Here is an 18,960-nt window from a genome sequence, read left to right as displayed (position 1 = left end):
ACAAATCCCCCTGAGGTTTGGTAGAATTCGGGCGGATAGGGATGATCGTGGGGTACAGAGAATTTCGTGGGTCGATCGAATCTGCCGCATCGTAATGCCGGTTTCCGGCAGGAGGCAACCATGCGGAACTCTTTTGCGAATAATGCTTGTGGCATCGCATTGGCGGCGTTTCGCGTAGTCGCGTTTCTCCGAAACGCGACTGCGAGTCTCGGAGAGACTCGCCTACGTGAACAGACTCGCCTGCTTGGGAAGCTATGTGGGCAGCTTGGTAGCGTACTGGCGGCGCTGGCTTTTAGTGCCGTGGTTTTGGGAGCGGCGATGTGCCGTGCAGCAGATGCTCCGGCGGCAGGCAAACAGCAACCAGCGGCGCAGCCAGCGAATGTGAAAGCCGATCAGGCGGCGAAGTGGGTGCAGCAGGCGTTGCAAGCGGAAGCGGATGGTAAATCCGCCGAGTGCGATACGCTGTTGAAACAAGCGCTGGCGATTGCGCCCGATTATGCGGCAGCGCATTGGCAACGGGGCGAAATAAAATCGAACACGGGCTGGGTATCGATTGACGAAGCCGCCAAGCACGATGCGCATTCGGCCAAGTTGGACGAGTATCGCCAACTGCGCGATCAAGCCGGCGCCACAGCCGACGAGCAACTCAATTTGGCCCGCTGGTGCGAAAAGGCAGGCCTCAAAGAACAGCAGCGGGCACACTTGCTGTTCGCGCTCGATCTGGATCCGAACAATAAGGAAGCAATTGGCAAGCTCGGTTTAGTAGAATACCGCGGAGAAATGATTCCTAAGGCGCAGCTTGATGATGTGAGGGACCGAGACAGACAATTGATGACCGATTCTCAAGAATGGAAATCACGAATTTATAGCTGGCGTCAACAACTGCAAAATCACCCGAACTCTTCGCACGACGATATGCTCAACAATATTCGTGCCATCCGCGATCCTGCGGCCATTCCTAGCTTGGAAAAAGAGTTGTCCAATGGCGGAATCGCAGTAGGCAATGCAGTCATCGCGAGTTTGGCAGCCATGACGCAGCAGGCCGCGACAGATGCGCTCGTGCGAATGGCACTATATTCTCCGTATGATGAAGTGCGAAAAGGCGCAGCATACGATTTGAGATCGCGATCCATGTACTCGTATGTACCGGTTTTGGTGTCGGCACTTCGCGCACCGATCCAAGTGACCGACGAGGTGCAAAATTTGTCGCGGTTAAATTCCGGACTGCTGCTATTTCAGGAGGGCCCCACAGAGAACAGACTAGAAAGTATCGAGAACGTGGTTGGGCACCGTGGCACGCATACGCAGTTCATGTTTCTCGAACAAAAAATGGTGACTTTGAAGCAGGTGGAAAGCCTAAATGAAAATGCCGCAAAGTTTAACACGGTCCTGGCGACAGTCTTAGAAACGGCGACCGGTCAGCAACTCGGAGATGAACCCTCGGCATGGTGGAATTGGTGGCTGGATGAAAACGAATATTATTCCCCGCCGGAGAAACCGACGGAGTTCACTCAAATTGTCCGCCGAGCTGACTGCTTTGTCGCTGGCACCCCAGTGTGGACGATGACCGGCCCGATGCAGATTGAAAATATCAAAGTTGGGGAACTAGTGCTGGCGCAGAATTCGGAAACTGGAGAAATTGCCTACAAACCAGTGGTGGGCACGTTCGTGCGCCCGATTAGCCCTTTAATTCAGATTTGCCTTGGCGAGCAAATTATTCGGTGTGCAAAGGGGCATCCGTTTTGGGTCGACGGCATTGGCTGGCAAATGGCCAAGGAACTAAAAGCGGGCCAATGGTTACACACGGCGCATGGGATGGTGCAGATTGATAGCGCGGAGCCGAGCGATGAGGCCGTGTGCTTCAACCTAGTCGTGGCCGATTTTCACGATTACTTTGTCAGCGGCGCGAAACTGCTGGTGCATGACAATTTGCTGCGTGGGCCAACCCTGGCCACGGTTCCGGGTTTGGCCGAAGCGAAGTAGCGCTTGCTCATTACAAATCTGCGCAGCAAAGCCGCCCAGAAAGCAGCCGCTGATTCGATGATGACGCCGGACGCTTACCGTTCGATCACGGTGACGCCGTAGCGCGGGCCGTAATAGGGATGGTAATAGCGCGGACCCCAGTAAGGATCGGCCACGACAACCGGCGGCGGACCGCCAGGAACAACCACGGTGCCCGGCGGTGGCGAGGCCACGGCCACGCGCGTTTGCTGCATAATCGAAATTACGTGCGGGCTAACGCCGTTCTGCTGCAAATAAATAACATCGTTGGCTAAGAGCGGCCGTTGCAGCCCGGAAGTGGCAATCTGATTCACTACAATTTGCTCGTCGATGCCCGAGCGGGTCATGGCAATTACATCGTTCACGCTGACGGCAGAGAGGGGATGGCCGGTGGCTGCGGCAATTTGTGCGCGGTTCTTGGCGTCGATGTTGTCGAGCGCGCCCCCCACCAAACCGCCGGAAATGGCGCCTGCTGCTGCGCCAATGGCGGCGCCGGCTCCAGTATGTCCGCTAGCGCTGCCGATGAGCGCACCCAAACCCGCGCCTCCCAAGCCGCCGGCCAGCGCGCCTTGATCGGCGTAATACGGCGAATGACAACCGACACAAGCTGCCAACAAGGTCACAAACGAGCACGACATAACGCGGGTCATTGGAACATCCTCTTTCCAATTCGACGTGAATCCGACCATTTGACGGCAACTGAGAAAGACATCGGCTGCGCGTCAAACGCATGGACGGGCAGGTCTTTTCTCAGGTTCGGCGACAGGCGTCAAGAGAAGCCGCACCATCCGTGTGCTATCAGCACTGCCTCTCAACTCGCCTTGGTATTTATCGGCAAGTTACGAATGCTAGATGTCAAAATGGGATAAACAAATCAGTTATTCGGTCTTTTCCGATCCCGATTTCGACGCCGGCTTTTCGCCCATTGCTTGTCTCTGCCCAGCTTGCCATTCCTGCCACTTTTGGAAGGCTGCTTGGCGATCGGTGTCGCTGGCGAAGGCAATGGTGTTAAGATTGGGAAGCGAATGGCCTAAAGGCACAAAATGATCGAATCCAAATTTCGTGGGATCTTGCTCGGAAAGCACAATCGTGGTGACCAAAGCGACATCGCGTAATTGCACTTGGGTGGGCTGATTATTGCCGACACCGTCGAAACATAGTTGATGATCTTCCAGCAGCGCCTGTGCCAGCGGCAGGTGTTCTTTCGTGCCGAACCGTTGGATTATTAAGAGCGCCATCGACTTGAAATTAGCTGGCGATTGTTGCATCTTAAGCACCGCCGCGGCAGGCGTGACTCCTTCCTTCAAATTAAACTCCGCCGCATAAATCAGATTTTGCATCATCAGCGGGCTGGCCAAATCGTTGCGTTGCATCCAGCGGCCTAAAACTTTTCGGCACACCTCGCGCTGCGGATTCGTGTCGTGGGAGCTATTCAGCGCGGCTTCCTGGATAATTTTTTTCCGCGGCAATTGGATGGCATAGGCGGTGATGTCGTCACTGAGTGGCACGTCGGGATCGCTGACGACCAATAACCATGTCAGGATGGAACCTAAATTTGAAACCGTTGGTTGAACGACGGTTCGGCCACGGCCCACGTTCACTGTCGGCTCCGATGCCGCCCGCATGCGCAACATTTCGGCTGCGGCTTTTGGACCTTCTTCATACGCTTCCAACAATGTCGATTCCGATTGTTGCATTTCGACGAAAACATCGCGCGCCGCCGGATCGCCGCCCGCAACACGCTTGAATGCTGTCCAGGCGGGCATGCTCAAATTTTGCTTGCCATCGATGTCGGCACTGAATGCCGCCAGACGTTTTTGAAAATCGGCCTCCACCACTACGGCCAAGATGTGACGCGCGCGGAAGCGCACCTCAGCATCGGAGCTTGATAGCGCCATCATTAACTGTGGCCTGGCGGCAATTCCATTTTTGGCCAATTGGTTGGCAGCCGCTTCGCGGACGGCGAATAAATCGTCCCCTAATTTCTTAATCAGACTGGCCACATCGTCCTTCGGCTGAGTTGTCGCAGGATCGCCAGATTTGGCGCTATTTGATGCACCCAGCGGGTTTTGACTTGCCGCGCCGCTCTCATCGGCGAGCGAATTTACCGGCGCAGCCAGCGCGAAAATCATGGCTATCGATGCGGCACTGCCGAGCCCACGGAATCTCCAACGATCTGTTTGCGAACCCGCGGCGGCGATTGGGCGGTGCATCGATAATTCGTCCTGAAAGGTAGGTGGCGAGCAACGGAAATAACGCCGGCGTGTTACCACCATTGTAAGCGGAGGCCGCCCCTAGCGCCTAGCGATTCCCACCGCCGCGTGTCGCTTGCTGTGTTCTAGCCCCTTGGCTCTACCGGGCAGAAAGATGCGAGCGAAGACTCCGCCTGCGCACCCAACGCCGGTAGAACCAACCGACCTGTTAGCTCAGGACCAGTTGTCCCACGACCAATTCTCATTCGAATCGTCCTGGGCATTCCAAAAACTTATTCCCGAACCATGTCCGCCCCGACCGGGCAATTGCAATTGGAAATCAATACCGTTGAGAAACAGATCTCCCCGAGTAATTCCTACAACCTTGCTGAGCACTTGCGTAGCATGGGCCGCGGCCAATTGCACCTGGTACTGCCCAGCTTCGGTGACATTGAAACTGTATTGACCGCGAGCATTGGTCGTGGTGGTGGCAACCATATCCCCATCTGCGTCGATCAAATTGACAGTCATACCAGCCACTCCTTGGCCATTTTGACCGCCGCCGAATCCCCCGCCGCCGAATCCACCTTCTCCAAATCCACCGCCACCAAATCCGCCACTCGGTCCACCAAATCCAAACGGTGAAGGATTGGTCTGGAACATGCCGTTGGAAACGGTTCCCGAAATCGAGGCGCGGAACAAGAACACATCTTGCTGCAGATTGGTGATGCTGGTGTTCCGCTCAATAATCTGCGCCAGCGTGGTGTTATTCAATTGATTCACCAGCTGGGGCGAATCTGCGTTGGCGTAAAAATAACGATCGCCATCGCGGACCGCCTGGAACTGTTGCGCCAGAATAGCTTGTTCTGTTTGACCAAGCGAAGACCCTGGCAAATGATTCTCGGCCATCAGTCCCACGAATAACTCGACGTTGTTGACGTTGCCGTAAATTTGCTTCAGCTCCGCCTGCAACTGAGGGTTCGACGTAATTTGCGCAAAAGACGTGACCGGCCTTTCGCCCAGCTCAATGCGCATTTGGTTATATGTCGGATCTCCCTCGTCACGCCCGCGCTGAATGTCGTCGGCAATCAAATCGCTCGCTCCCACCTCAACGTTGCCCAAGATCGGCGCATCGGGAAACAGAGCATTGCGCAGTCCGTCGACCGTCTGCTCGTCCACGTCCTGAGCCAAGTCGCTGGCCAAGTACTTCAAATTGGCCGCCACTTCGCCGGGAATGGCAACGATCTGGGGCTGAAAGAAATCGGCGGCCAAGGGCAGCTCGCCCCCTTCAATGCTGGTGTTGGGAGTACCGTTGTTGTTGACGAACTCCACATCATCGTCCAGCAGCGTGTGCAGCCGAAACGCGGCACTGGAGAACTCGACGCTAATCGACGGATTGACATTCGCATTGTAACCCTTGTACGGCGTCAGCGCGTGGTTGCCCATGAGGGCCGGCAGCCACTCGTTGTAGGTGATCGACTGAATTTCGCCAATCACGATTTGTCGCGCCGCTTGGTAAAGCTGCTCGTCGGTCCAAGTGGGATGCTGCTTGGCCAGCAAAGCCGCTTGGGAATTGTGCTCGCGGACAAACAGCGTGGTCAGATTCGACAATTCAACGTTCTCGTTAGCGCGCACATCGCCGGCTGCAAACAACGTATCTTCTGGCACGCCAATGTTGTCGGCCATGTTCAAACCCATGGTGTTGTACGGCAACAAATTGCCGGCGCTGGTCTTGAGCAGGCCGCCCGAGAAGGTGCGCAACGCCGCTGCGGTGGCCGCATCGGAACCGTAAATCATGGAGCCGTCGATATACGATGTAATTTTGTTGACGTACTGTGCGGGGGTGCTGACGCCGGTACCGGTCGCAATTTGTGACCGATCAAAGGCAATGGAAAGATCGCCCTGATCGGTCGGATCGAAGGTCGCATCGCCCGCGGTAATGGGAATGTTCATCGCCACCGAGCCGCCTTCGGTCAGGTCGATGTCATGATCGATGAACTGGCCCCAAGCATACACGAAGTCGGACATGCCCCGGGTGTTGTTCAAATCTTGCTCGATGCCAGCCAGATCCTGATCGGCGATCGAATTCGAAATAGTCCGTGCTGAAGGAAGCGATTGGCCATTGGGCGACGAAATGCCGTCGCCAAACAGTGCGGCAGCCAATCGACTAAAATCGGTATCGGCTGCGCCCCAGGTGGGATTGGCAACGTTATTGCCAACTCCATTGATGGGCTCCGACGGCAGAATGGACAGCGCGCTGGATGCTGTCATCATATTTCGTTTTTCCAGCTCTTCCGGGCCATGGAGGTTGGATTTGAATCTCTTTTGCGGTTTGAAACTCCCTGTGAGTGCGGCGGCTTCGAGAAGCTCGATCAAACGACTGGTTCCGTTTTTCATCTTTCTCATGGTTTACTCCTGGCGATTGGCGCATGAAAAAGCCCCTTCTTAAACAAAGTGCACGAACGTGCACATAGAAAAATCCCCACACCGGCGCAGTGACTGCGCCGGATTTAGATAAGCTCCGTCTATTATTGTTGCCGCGGGAAAGCTAGCGCCGTCAGCGCGCCACTGAATTTATTCTCGCGCTGGTGCAAAAACCGATTGGTGCGACGGGGCAGAGGCGTGCGATGTAACCAACTTCCCGCGGAACAAGAAAAGCAACGAGTGCCAGCTCGTCAAAAAAAGGCGGGTTCGTCCCCTGCATTTGCGAAACTATCAGCGCGGTGTAACTTTGTCAACCATTTTTTTCGAGCACGCTGGAAATGGGGGCGTGGGGGAATTGCAACTGCAACAAAAAATTTGCGTAACGAAATTCCATGCAAATGTGCGCGCGAATTTTTTTCAAAACTCAGAAATCGAGAAGAAATCTGGAGAACACGCTGGCGACACGGTGAATTCGTCGGCGCAAACGTTCCGTAGCTGAGCCGCTGACCCTTGAGTTGGATATTCACATCTATTACGTTAGTGAAATTGGGTGGGAGGCTGGCGCGAGGTTTAAGCGATTATAAAGCTCATGCTCGCTGACAGCATCTTCTCCGCTCTCGCCAAGCCGTCTTTCTTGTCCGTGTGCGTTCGCAGCAGGAGCCTATCGTGGCGGATTCTGAGCGTCGAATCGTGCAAGCCTTCCAACTTGCCAAAGAGCAATACGCCGAACTGGGCGTGGACGTGGACAGTGCCTTGTCTCGACTAGCGGGCATTGCCATTTCGCTTCACTGTTGGCAGGGGGACGATGTCGGCGGATTCGAAAACACGGGCAGCGAATTGGGTGGCGGTTTGGCGGTCACCGGCAATTATGTCGGCCGCGCACGCACGCCGCAAGAATTGCGGGCCGACTTTGAAAAGGCTACGTCGTTGATTCCCGGCCGGCACCGCATCAATTTGCACGCCTGTTACGTCGATCCGGCCAATACAGGCGGCCGGCGCGTGGAACGAAATCAATTGGAGCCGAAGCATTTTCAAAGCTGGATCGAGTGGGCCCGCAACCGCCGCCTGGGAATGGACTTTAATCCCACATTTTTTGCCCACCCGAAAGCTGCCGACGGCTTCACGCTGGCGCACGCCGATGCCGGCATTCGCCGGTATTGGATCGAGCATGGCATCGCTTGCCGCCGAATTGGCGCTGCGATGGGCAAAGCGCTCGGTTCGCCCTGCGTCACCAACGTCTGGATTCCCGACGGCTTCAAAGACATGCCCGTCGATCGCAGTTCGCCGCGCCGCCGGCTGACCGAATCGCTGGATGCCATTTTCGCCGAGCCGCTGGATCCGCAGCACAATCTCGATGCCGTCGAGGGCAAGCTATTTGGCATCGGCTCGGAAAGTTACGTCGTCGGTTCGCATGAATTTTACTTGGGCTATGCCGTGTCGCGTCGCAAGCTGGTTTGTTTGGACGCCGGCCATTACCATCCGACCGAATCGCTGGCTGATAAAATTTCCGCCGTACTGCAATGGCTGGATCGAATTCTGTTGCACGTTAGCCGCGGCGTCCGCTGGGACAGCGATCACGTTGTCACGCAAACCGACGATTTGTACGCGATTGCCCAAGAACTGGTGCGCGGCGATTACTTGGGCCGCACGCATATTGGCTTGGATTATTTCGACGCCAGCATTAACCGCGTGGCCGCTTGGGTCATCGGCACGCGGGCGATGCTCAAAGCGCTGTTGGCCGCACTTCTGGAACCCATTAAAAAGCTACGTGAAATGGAAGCTGCTGGCGATTACACTGGACGGTTGGCCATGTTGGAAGAATTGAAATCGCTTCCTGCCGGCGCCGTGTGGGATTATTACTGCCGACAGCAAAATGTGCCTTCGGAGCAGTCCTGGGTGAATGAAATCCGCGGTTACGAACACACCGTTTTGGTTAAACGCAGCTAGGGGTTCTCGTTGAACACGCTGCTCAAGCTTGAAAACATTCGCAAATCGTTCGCCGGCGTGCATGCGCTGAAAGGTGTTTCGTTTGAGCTGCGGCCCGGCGAAGTGCATGCCCTGGTTGGCGAAAACGGAGCGGGAAAATCGACGCTCATTAAAATCGTCAGCGGCGCGCATCAGCCCGATTCCGGTACGCTGCAAATTGCTGACCAAGTAATCAACGCCAACGATCCGGTCATTTCACGGGCCTTGGGCATTGCGGTTATCTATCAGCGGCCGGCGCTGCTGCCCGATTTGACGGTCGCCGAAAACATTGCGCTGGGCCTGGAAGAACGCGGCGCCTGGCGGACCGTGCGGTGGAAATCGCGGCGGAAACGCGCCCGGGAATTGCTGAGCCGCGTGGGGGCTAACATTTCGCCCGATGCACAAGTTCATACGCTTTCGATGCCCGAGCAGCAACTGGTCGAAATTGCCCGCGCGCTGGGCGCGAATGCACGCATCCTTATTCTCGATGAGCCCACGGCTTCGCTTTCCGATCGCGAAGTGGATCGCTTGCTGCAAGTGATTCGCGATTTGCGCACCCAAGGCGTGGGCATTGTGTACATTTCGCATCGGCTGGAAGAACTGCATCAAATTGCCGATCGGGTAACAGTGCTGCGCGATGGATGTTCGATTGCCACGCGGCCCATGGCCGATGTCGACCGCGCCGAGCTCATTCGCCTGATGGTCGGCCGCGAAGTGACCGCAATTTTCCCAAAGCAAACCGTGCCGCTGGGCGAAACGCTGCTGGAGTTGCGCAATCTTGGCTGCCGAGAATCGGGCGTGCAGGGGGTCAGCTTACAAATTCGCACGAGCGAGATTTTGGGGCTGGCTGGGTTGGTCGGCGCAGGACGCACCGAATTGGCGCGCACGCTGTTTGGGCTTACGCCGGCTGACGAAGGCGAAATTTTGTGGCGCGGCAAACCACTGGCCATCCACAGCCCGGCCCGCGCGGTTCAATTGGGAATTGCCTACGTGCCGGAAGATCGGCGTCGGCATGGCGTGATTTTGGAAATGCCGGTGGCCACCAATGCCACGTTGGCGGTGCTTAACCGGGTGTCATCGCACGGCTGGATGAACTTTCGCCAAGAACGCAGACTGGCGGCCGATTACGTTCAGCGGCTGTCGGTTAAAACGGCTTCGCTCGATACGCCCGTCGGTGACCTGTCCGGTGGAAATCAGCAAAAAGTTTCCATCTCGCGCTGGCTGGCTACACAACCGAAACTTCTGATTTTGGACGAACCGACACAAGGCATCGACGTGGGAGCCAAGGCCGAAATCCACCGCCTGATGGGCGAATTAGCCGCCCGCGGCATGGCGATATTGATGATCTCCTCCGAATTGCCGGAAATTCTCGGCATGAGCGATCGGATTGTCGTAATGCACGGTGGCACGGTCACGGGCAACTTGGATCGAAGCGACGCCACTCAAGAAAAAGTTTTGGCTTTGGCGCTGGGCCATATTGAAACTGCGGTTCAATAGCACAAGAATTTGAAATCGATCATGGGACAATTCAAACGCGAACTTTCGGTGGCGCTGGCCTATGCCGTGTTGCTCGGCATCTTGGCCTGGAAGGCGCCGGCGTTTTATCAGGGGTCCGAACTTCGCAACCAGGTGGTGAAAAGCTCACCGGTGCTGGTAGCGGCGGTCGGCATGACGCTGGTCATCCTGGCGCGGCACATCGATATTTCCATCGGCGCGCAGCTTTCGATTTGCGGCGTCGTTACGGGGTTGTTGGCCAAAGCCGGGCTACCGATGCCGCTGGCCGCCATCGGTGCCATGTTGGCAGGCGCGGCGATGGGTTCTCTGAACGGTTTTTTCGTCGCCGTGTTGGGCCTTCCTTCGATTGTGGTCACGCTGGCCACCTGGTTCATCTTTGGCGACAGCCTGAGTTGGTGGCGGCAAGGAGAGTTTGTGCGCGGCCTGCCCAATGCATTTCAATGGTTCGGACAAAGTCAAACCGTGGGGCAGGAAATTGTCGTCGGCGTGGCGGCAGCCATGTTTTTGATTTTCGCTTGGGGCTTGCGGTATGTGGCTGCGGGCAGGGCAGTGTATGCCACGGGCTCGGAGCCGGAAAACGCATTTTTGGTAGGCGTGCGGCCGAAGCGCGTCGTGTTCAGCGTGTTTGTGTTGATGGGCGCGCTCACCGGGTTGGCCTCGGTTTTGGAAGTGGTGCAGTTGCCGCAGGTCGATCCGACGGCCGGCAAAGGATTGGAACTGGAAGTCATTGCCGCGGTGGTCGTGGGGGGCGTGGCCGTTTCCGGAGGCCGGGGCACGCTGATCGGCGTGTTGTTCGGCGTGGCGCTGTTGTCGACCATCGAACCGGCATTGGTGTTTTTCAAAATCGATTCCTCGTGGGAAAAAGTGTTCGAGGGCGCGATCATTTTGATTGCCGTCGCGTCCGATGCGTTTAATTTCAAACGGAGACGCCATGGCCTCGGAACTGTCGCCGCCTAACGGCGCGATCAGCGAAGCGGCCTTGAACCGCCGCTTCCGCATCACGCACGAAATTGTGCTGGCCGCCGTACTGGCGGCGGAAATCGCCATTTTCTGCGCCATTGGCACCAACTTTATGACCTGGGGCAACGCCTTCGAGGTCACGCGGTTGTGCGCCGAAATCGGGCTGTTGGCCGTAGCCATGACGCCCGTCATCATCACCGGCGGCATCGATCTTTCGGTTGGTTCGCTCATGGGTTTATCAGCCGTGTTGTTCGGTATGTTGTGGCGCGATGCGCATTGGTCCATTCCGCTGGCGGCCGTGGGAGCATTGGGAGTTGGCGCAATTGCCGGCAGCTTGAACGCGCTGCTCATTACGCGGCTGCGCTTGCCGCCGCTGATTGTTACGCTGGGCACGTACTCGCTGTTTCGCGGGTTGGCCGAAGGCCTGACTCACAGCGTCGATAATTTCACTGGCTTTTCCAGCAGCTTTTTGTTTTTGGGGCAGGGCTACTCGTTCGATAAAATTCCCACGCAGTTGCCGATTTTCATCGCCGTGGCAATTTGCTTTTGGATGCTCCTGCAGCGCAGCACGATTGGCCGCGGCCTGTACGCCATCGGGTTTTCCGCAGAGGGCGCGCTGCACGCCGGCATTCCGATCCGGCGAAGACTGAACCTCGTGTATATACTGTCGGGAATCACGGCCAGCCTGGCGGCGATCATTTACGTCTCCCACCTGGGGCAGGCCAAAGCCGACGCCGGCACCGGCTACGAATTGAAGGCCATCACCGCTGTGGTTTTGGGGGGCACTTCCATTTTCGGCGGCCGGGGCACCATTCAAGGAACGGTGCTGGGCCTGTTCGCCATTACCGTGTTGGAAAACGGCCTGCGATTGGCCGATCAGCCGGCAGAGTTGGCGGGCATCTTGATGGGCGGGCTGTTGTTGGTCACGATAAGCATGGAGCGGCTGAGCACTCGGGGAAGCCGCGGCGCAAAATCTATCTCTTTTGCCAGCGAGGAGTTTGAAGTGAAGAATTCGCAAGTGGCCATGTTGTGCTTGGTGATTTTGATCGGCGCCGCGATTGTCGCCGCCAGCAATTGGTTGCTGGTGCGCGATTTGGTGGAGCATCCGCCGGCAATGGAACACACTTCCAGCGGCACGGCCGCGAACACGCCCTCGGGCGACCACGCCATCGCTCCCGCCGCCAACCCGAATGATTCCAGCAATCACGCCACTGCGGCGGCTCAAACCACAACCGCGAATTACGCCAGCCAAATCCACGGCAAAAAACTGACCGTGGCCATGATGCCCAAGAGCAAAGGGAACGCGTACTTCATCGCTTGTAAAAAAGGCGCGGATGAAGCAGCCAACGAACTGAACATCAATTTGCTGTGGGACGGGCCCACCGATCCCGACCCGGCCAAGCAAAGCGAAATTGTTGATACGTGGATCACCCGCGGCGTCGATGTGATTGCCGTGGCGGTGGAAAACCGCGCCGCCATTTCCGACGTGCTCCGCAAAGCCCAGCAGCACGGCATCAAAGTGATTACGTTCGACGCCGATGCGGAGCCTACCGCCCGCGAGTTCTTCGTTAATCAGGCCACGCCGCAAGGCATTGGCTACACGCTGATGGACCATGCCGGCCGCCTTTTGGGCGGCAAGGGGGAATTCGCCATCATTACCGCATCGCTCACCGCGGCCAACATGATCGAGTGGCAAAAGTACATTGAAGAACGCCGGGCCCAGAAATATCCTGACGTCAAATTGGCGACCATCTTGCCCTGCGACGACAAGCAGAAACAAGCCTTCGACGACACCAATACCATTTTGAATGCTTACCCCGACGTGCGGTTGATCATGGCGATTTGCTCGCCCGCTGTGCCCGGCGCCGCCGAAGCGGTCAAACAATCGGGCCGCAGCGACGTGAAGGTCATCGGCCTGGGCCTGCCCAACGATAACAAACTGTACGTGCACGAGGGCATTACCGACGCCGTGGTGCTGTGGAACACCATGGATTTGGGCTATCTCACGGTCTACACCGCCAATGCCATCGCCGGTGGCATGCTGAAGCCGGGCGACACCACGCTGGTTGCCGGCCGCTTGGGCAACATGGAAGTGAAGGGAGACAACGTCATGCTCGGCGTGCCGTTCACCTTCAATAAAGAGAACATCGATAAGTTCGATTTTTGAGCCGGCCTGCAGCAGGGGCGACCATCGCGGACCGAGAGATGCTGCCCAACAATTGGTTTTACCCCAGATTTTTATTTTCGAGACAAAACGGCGTCGATTCGTCGGCCGCCGTGCGCTGTGCGCACTGCAACTTTGCAGCCTGCCGCCGGATGACGCGTGACAAAACGGATTGCATTTACGTTCAAGCATGTCAATTTCCGGTAATTGTTGGCGTCGCCTAATTTAGAAAATGTAGTGGCGTCTGTCCTCAGACGCCCGCAACTTCCTTGAACAAAACGGCTGGGGACAGCCGTCGCTACATCGATTTTTATTCCAAATAGGCGACAACCCGAATTACGTGCGGGACGATTGTCGTGGGGTTGTAAACAACAAGGTGCTGGGGTCGAGTGCCGCCGAGCCCCCAGCAAAAGAAGCACTGTGGACTCCTTCGGTCGGACATCGACCAGCCATTCGGCCGCAACAGGAACGAAATAGGAAACTATACCTATGTACACTATATCAAACTGCAGCATTGAATCCCAGCAGCAAATTGAGCCACGAGTGGAAAATCGCGCCGCTAAGCGAAACTCGTGCCGCAGAAAATCAGAAAAGCGAATCTGCTAGGGCCCATTGGAGTTGCGACACAATCGGGAACGGGGCGGCAGGGGAGTGCTTGAAACTCAGTATAATAGGGGCGTGTAGCCGAGTGCTGCGTCGCCAGACGCGGCAACGGGGGACCCAAACGAAATTGTTTTTGGAAGTCAGTTGCGAGGGAGAAAAACCCCTCACCCCGGCCCTCTCCCGCAAGGGCAACATTATGCAATTGCCAGCGTAGTTGGAGGAATGCGGCGCAGAGCATTGAGGATCAATTTTAAATACACCCACATGCGAACTCGGTGGAAACGGCGAACCCAGGCGGGCAGCGGAGCTAAGCCACCACTACAACTGGTCAACCAGCCCAAGTTTCGTTCGATATGACCGCGATGTTCAAACAGCGCTTTTCCAAACCGTGTGCGCAGCAAATCCAAGGCGCGCAGCCGTTGGGGCTCGTGCCGGCGGTGGCCCAAACCGGCGCCGGGCTTTTTCCGCGGCGCCACCAATTGATGACCCTGTTGACTGGCCAAGACATGCAAGGCGTTACTGTCGTACAACGAATCGCCCAACAGATAACCGCCGCCTTCCAACAGCGCCAGCATCCGTCGGGCCATCGCCGATTCGCTAACATTCATGGCCGCCAAGCCCCACACCAACGGCATCGGTCCTGCGCCCCAAATCGCATAAAACTTGTAACCTTTGGCCAACGCTTTCACGCCACGTCCCCAGCGGGCATCGCCATCTTTACTGAAACCGCCAATCGGCAGCGGTTTGGCATCGATGATTTTGACCCAACAAAACGCCCAGGCTTCGGTCAGCCGCCACGAGGCTTCGTCCAGCAGTTGTTGAATGTCGGCCGACTGCAGGCGTCGACTCATCGTCGATTGCGAAGGCAAACAAAAACACGATTCATCGAACAACGCTGCCGGCCAGTTCCGCCGCTGGCAGGCCCAACTCACTGGCCGATCGTGAACGACCGCCCCGCCGTAGACACCCACAATCACTGCCGGTCGATACCGAGCTTTGGTCAATTTGTCGCAACTCAAGGCCATGTGATACAGTAACAACCACAGTTCGCGTTCCATGATCGGTCTCCTGTAAGGGGTTACAGACAAGACCATTATGAACGCGAACTGCTTATCAATTCCCCTCCTGAATGCATCGAATGCAATTGCATAATGTTGCACACGGGGAGAGGGAGAAAGAACAAAAATCCGATTTCACGGGGCGCAGGTTTGCATCGCGCAAACCGGGGCACTTTCAAGCCCTAGCCCGTCAGCTAACCTCGTAGGCCGGCCGGGATGTGTGGTCCCGGCCAGGTGTTGAAAAACACTGCGTTGAAAGGGCACTCTTTTCGATTGCGTTCGAACTAGAGCGCATCCTGCAGCAATCTGGCGGGTAACCGTTTTGTCGGTGTGCAGCCTCAGCCGGCGGCCAAGAAATTCACTTCGGCGACGAACTGATTTTTAGCTGGCCGCGGGTGCATTGGCCTCGATTCTGCGATACAATTTGCCCGGTCGTTCCAAGCTGCGCGGGTACGCAATCAACCGCGGCGGCAAAACTTATCGAATTTGGGGACGAAGCGGGCAAGGAAGGCCGCAGACCGAGGAAATTTCACCACAGGCTTCCACTGCGCACCGCCGGAGGGATGATCAGATGCTTACTTCTATGTTTGCGGCAATCGGAATCGGTTCAAGCCACGGGGGCATGCCATGGTTGTTGGCCCAATCTCCGGAAGCCATTTCGGAAGGCGTGTGGATTTTGACCATTTTGGCAAGCGTGTTGCTGGTGGTCGCGTTTGCGGCGTGGGCATCGCTGCGGTATGTGCCCAATGACATGGCCGCGGTGGTGGAAAAATTGTGGTCGCATGCCGGCTCGGTGTCGGAAGGCCGCATCATTGCGCTGAATGGCGAGGCCGGTTATCAGGCTGAGCTGCTGCGCGGCGGAATGCATTTCGGCCTGTGGCGCGTGCAATATCGCTTGCACAAAATGCGGCTGGTGACCATCGCCCAGGGAAAAATTGGTTATGTGTATGCGCGCGATGGCGAACCGTTGCAGGCCGGTCAAACGTTGGCCCGGGTGACGCCGTGCAATCACTTTCAGGATGCTCGTAAGTTCTTGATCGGCGACGGCACGGCCGAGAGTATGATCGGCCAGCGCGGCCGGCAACGTGGAATTTTGCGCGAAGGCGTCTACGCCGTGAACCTGTCGTGCTTTGTCGTAATTACCGAAAGCCGGGTGCACACGCTGCCGGGGTTGCAAGACAAGCAGGAATCGCAAATCGTTGCCCAGTGGCGCGAAGAACTGCTGAATTGCAGCGGTTTCGATCCGCTGATCGTCGGCGGACCAATGCAAGTGGACGATCCGCTGGAGCCGGGCAGCCTGATGCAAGTCGACAGCATCAACATTGTGACCGTGCACGATGGTCCTTCGCTGGCGCCGGGAGAAATCATTGCCCCGGCTGTGGGCACCGACCCGAGCGAGGAACACTATCACAACAACTTTCAAGATCCGGAAAACTTCCTGCTCGCCGGCGGCCGCCGAGGCCGGCAGTATGTGCCGCTGACCGACGGCACGTACTTTATCAATCGCTGGTTCGCTTCGGTGGAAATGATTCCCAAAACCGTGGTGCCCATTGGTTACGTGGGCGTGGTGGTCAGTTATTACGGCCGGGTGGGGGAAGACCTTTCCGGCACGGCCTTTCGCCATGGCGAGCGCGTGGCCGAAGGCCAGCGCGGCGTGTGGGAAAAGCCGCTGGGACCGGGGAAATATCCGTTCAACACGTTTGCCGGCGCCATCATTCTGGTGCCGACCACCAACTTTGTGTTGCACTGGATCACCGGCAAAAGCGAAGCCCATCGCTACGACGAAAGCTTGCGTTCCATCGATTTAGTCACCCGCGATGCGTACGAGCCGCTCCTGCCGCTGTCGGTGGTGGTGCATATCGACTATCAGCGGGCGCCCAGCGTCATCCAGCGGTTTGGCGACGTCAAAAAGCTCATTACCCAAACGCTGGACCCCATGCTGTCGGCATTTTTCCGCGACGTGGCGCACCACAAAATGATGCTGGAGCTGTTGCACGAGCGCGATGTCATTCAGGCCGAGGCCCGCGACGTGCTGCGGAAAAAATTCCGCGAGTTCGACATTGAGTGCGTCGACGTGCTGATTGGCAAGCCTGACCCGAAAGAAGGCGACACCAAAATTGAAACGCTGCTGGAACAGTTACGGCAGCGGCAATTGTCGGTCGAGCAAATCGAAACCTACGAACGGCAACGTGCCGCCGCGGAGAAGCAACGCATTCTCAACGAAGCCCAAGCGCAAGCCCACATGCAAACCGAGCTCACCAACACCCGGGTGCAAGTGCAAATTGCCGAAAGCCACGGCGAGGCCGATTTAGCTCGGGCCCGCAAGCAGGCCGATCAAACCATTGTCATGGCTGATGCAGAATTGGCGCGTTCGCGCCGGCAGGCGGAGCAAACCGTCGTGACGGCCGAGGCCGATTCTCGGCAACGGGAACTGGCCGGCCGCGGCGAGGCGCAGCGCATTGCTCAGATTGGGTTGTCGGAGGCCACGGTGATGATGCGGCGGATTGCCTCGTTCCGCGATCCGAAGCTGTACGCCATTTCGATTTTGGCCGAGCAGTTGGCCAAAAGCACTCAGCCGCTGGTGCCGCAGCGCGTGTTTGTGGCCGGCGGGGGAGCGGCGGCCAGTAATGGCAACGGCACGGCCGGCGCCATCGATCCCGCCACCGGATTGTTCGGCACGCTGATTGGCTTGCTCGTGGCCGAAAAATCTGGCTTTGCGATGGGGCAGGCTGATCCGTCGCTCGTGGACATGGAAGCCTTCGCCGATCGGGTAACCAAACGCGCGATTGCCACCATGGAGGCGGACCGTAAAAACGAGCAGGAAAAGATCGAGCAGAAGTAGCGTTGGCTGCGCAGCTGCCGGGATGAACTCGGCAGTTGCCCGACGGGTAATGCCGGTTCAATGATCTTCGAACGGATTGTCCTCGCCGGATTTAGCGTCGGGCGTTCCGGATTTTTCGCCCGATTTTCCGGCCGCATTGCCGTGGGCGGGTTGGTCTGCCAGGCGCGATTCGCCCGTTTTCACGTCGAAGGTCCACGATTGCGGCTTGGAGAGCCACAATTTGCCCTCGCCAATTTCCAGCGGCATCCACAGGTAGCGCGAATCGGCCAGATTGCGCGGCTTCCACATATCGCCCATGAAAATGACCGACGTGGTTTGCGAGCCGACCACTTTCAGCAGCATCGTCGATTGCGAGCCGTACGTGTTGGTTTCCGGCGGCGCGATGTTTTTGAATTCCGACCACGGCCCTTCCAGCTTGGTGGCCGTGGCATACTCGTTCGGGTTGGGGTCCCAGCTTGTCAAATGGGAGCCGATGGAATAGTACAGCCCGTTGTAGTGCACCAGCGCACCTCCTTCCATGTGCTGGCGAATGAGGCACACATCTTTATCGATGGACAGATAATCGTCGGAAAGCTTGTAAATGTGAAAGCCGTTGGGGCGGTCTTCCGAAATGAGATAAGCCGTGCCGTCATCGTCGACGAACTGGCCAATGTCGCGGCTTTCGTGCCCCAGCGGCCGGAAGCTGTGGAGATAGGTGTAATCGCCATCGACCGTGTCGCACGTGGCGGTGCCCACGCGGGCTAAATTGTACGAGCCGCGCTGGCCGCCGAGCGAGCCATCGATGTGCATGTACATGACGAACTTTTGGGTGGCGGCGTTGTAAAACACTTTCGGCCGCTCCAGCACCCAACCCAAATTGAAATTTTCCGGATTGGCAAGCTTGATGACCTGGTTGCGGAAGGTCCAATGAATTAAATCCGGCGAGGAGTAACAGCCCACGTAGCGCTTGCTGCGATCCTGGCCGCGGGCTCGATCTTCGCCGAACCAGTAATACAAATCCCCCACTTTGATGATACTGCCGCCGTGGGCCTGAATGTGCTGACCACGATCGTCAGGCCAGATTTCGCCGGGATGGATCCAGTCGCCTTGGCCGCCCTGGTCGGCGGCCGCGATGCTTTGCCAGAGAGTGAAATAAAATAAGGCCGCCGTAGCGATGATTGTGGCCGTGCGGAAAATGGGCATCCGCCGGGCGGAAAAAAATCTTCGGGCGGAAGCAGGCTGCGCAGCACAGCGCGG

General features: G+C 57.2%; 11 protein-coding genes. 6 read left to right on the top strand and 5 right to left on the bottom strand.

The window, feature by feature from the left end; translation table 11 throughout:
* The first annotated feature begins 318 nt into the window (after positions 1–318).
* Positions 319–1,983 (top strand): polymorphic toxin-type HINT domain-containing protein, encoded by a 1,665-nt coding sequence (locus VFE46_07000; GenBank protein HZZ27741.1) that lies wholly within the window; start codon positions 319–321, stop codon positions 1,981–1,983.
* 74 nt (positions 1,984–2,057) lie between these two features.
* On the opposite strand, the gene VFE46_06995 is transcribed toward VFE46_07000, so the two are convergent.
* From VFE46_06995 to VFE46_06985, 3 genes are all read right to left on the bottom strand, one after another.
* A complete protein-coding gene (locus tag VFE46_06995) occupies positions 2,058–2,651 on the bottom strand; it encodes a glycine zipper domain-containing protein (GenBank protein HZZ27740.1) in 594 nt (197 codons plus the stop codon).
* Positions 2,652–2,879: 228 nt separating this feature from the next.
* Positions 2,880–4,214, bottom strand: a complete 1,335-nt coding sequence (locus VFE46_06990; GenBank protein ID HZZ27739.1) for a hypothetical protein — start codon at positions 4,212–4,214, stop codon at positions 2,880–2,882.
* A gap of 213 nt (positions 4,215–4,427) precedes the next feature.
* Positions 4,428–6,599 (bottom strand): peroxidase family protein, encoded by a 2,172-nt coding sequence (locus tag VFE46_06985; protein HZZ27738.1) that lies wholly within the window; start codon positions 6,597–6,599, stop codon positions 4,428–4,430.
* Positions 6,600–7,283: 684 nt separating this feature from the next.
* On the opposite strand from VFE46_06985, the gene VFE46_06980 reads away from it, so the two are divergent.
* The 4 genes from VFE46_06980 to VFE46_06965 are packed head-to-tail and all read left to right on the top strand — an operon-like array spanning position 7,284 to position 13,224.
* Entirely contained in the window at positions 7,284–8,564 is a 1,281-nt protein-coding gene (locus VFE46_06980) for an L-rhamnose isomerase (GenBank protein ID HZZ27737.1), read from the top strand.
* Positions 8,565–8,573: 9 nt separating this feature from the next.
* Entirely contained in the window at positions 8,574–10,079 is a 1,506-nt protein-coding gene (locus tag VFE46_06975; GenBank protein HZZ27736.1) for a sugar ABC transporter ATP-binding protein, read from the top strand.
* Between the two features lie 21 nt (positions 10,080–10,100).
* Positions 10,101–11,054: an ABC transporter permease gene (locus VFE46_06970; GenBank protein HZZ27735.1), complete on the top strand. Its 954-nt coding sequence runs from the start codon at positions 10,101–10,103 to the stop codon at positions 11,052–11,054.
* Positions 11,029–13,224 (top strand): substrate-binding domain-containing protein, encoded by a 2,196-nt coding sequence (locus tag VFE46_06965; protein HZZ27734.1) that lies wholly within the window; start codon positions 11,029–11,031, stop codon positions 13,222–13,224. The genes VFE46_06970 and VFE46_06965 overlap by 26 nt, the downstream gene beginning before the upstream one ends.
* 794 nt (positions 13,225–14,018) lie before the next feature.
* Here the strand turns inward: VFE46_06965 and VFE46_06960 are convergent.
* Positions 14,019–14,882, bottom strand: a complete 864-nt coding sequence (locus VFE46_06960) for a transposase (protein ID HZZ27733.1) — start codon at positions 14,880–14,882, stop codon at positions 14,019–14,021.
* 571 nt (positions 14,883–15,453) lie between these two features.
* On the opposite strand from VFE46_06960, the gene VFE46_06955 reads away from it, so the two are divergent.
* Positions 15,454–17,724 carry an SPFH domain-containing protein gene (locus VFE46_06955; protein HZZ27732.1) on the top strand — a complete coding sequence of 757 codons (2,271 nt, stop codon included), beginning with the start codon at positions 15,454–15,456 and terminating at the stop codon, positions 17,722–17,724.
* A gap of 57 nt (positions 17,725–17,781) precedes the next feature.
* Here VFE46_06955 and VFE46_06950 read toward each other — a convergent pair whose 3' ends face one another.
* On the bottom strand, positions 17,782–18,906 hold the full coding sequence (locus VFE46_06950) for a family 43 glycosylhydrolase (GenBank protein ID HZZ27731.1): 1,125 nt from the start codon (positions 18,904–18,906) through the stop codon (positions 17,782–17,784).
* Positions 18,907–18,960: the final 54 nt, after the last annotated feature.

The sequence above is a fragment of the Pirellulales bacterium genome (assembly GCA_035656635.1).
GTDB lineage: Bacteria > Planctomycetota > Planctomycetia > Pirellulales > JADZDJ01 > DATJYL01.
Note: the sequence above shows the minus strand (reverse complement) of the source record. Positions and strands in the feature narration are given on the sequence as shown.

What these genes read in the sequence shown, in the direction of transcription:
- VFE46_06985 (HZZ27738.1), bottom strand. Translation starts at nt 6,599, where the DNA reads ATGAGAAAGATGAAAAACGGAACCAGTCGTTTGATCGAGCTTCTCGAA.
- VFE46_06965 (HZZ27734.1), top strand. Translation starts at nt 11,029, where the DNA reads ATGGCCTCGGAACTGTCGCCGCCTAACGGCGCGATCAGCGAAGCGGCC.
- VFE46_06960 (HZZ27733.1), bottom strand. Translation starts at nt 14,882, where the DNA reads ATGGAACGCGAACTGTGGTTGTTACTGTATCACATGGCCTTGAGTTGC.
- VFE46_06955 (HZZ27732.1), top strand. Translation starts at nt 15,454, where the DNA reads ATGCTTACTTCTATGTTTGCGGCAATCGGAATCGGTTCAAGCCACGGG.
- VFE46_06995 (HZZ27740.1), bottom strand. Translation starts at nt 2,651, where the DNA reads ATGACCCGCGTTATGTCGTGCTCGTTTGTGACCTTGTTGGCAGCTTGT.
- VFE46_06950 (HZZ27731.1), bottom strand. Translation starts at nt 18,906, where the DNA reads ATGCCCATTTTCCGCACGGCCACAATCATCGCTACGGCGGCCTTATTT.
- VFE46_06990 (HZZ27739.1), bottom strand. Translation starts at nt 4,214, where the DNA reads ATGCACCGCCCAATCGCCGCCGCGGGTTCGCAAACAGATCGTTGGAGA.
- VFE46_07000 (HZZ27741.1), top strand. Translation starts at nt 319, where the DNA reads ATGTGCCGTGCAGCAGATGCTCCGGCGGCAGGCAAACAGCAACCAGCG.
- VFE46_06970 (HZZ27735.1), top strand. Translation starts at nt 10,101, where the DNA reads ATGGGACAATTCAAACGCGAACTTTCGGTGGCGCTGGCCTATGCCGTG.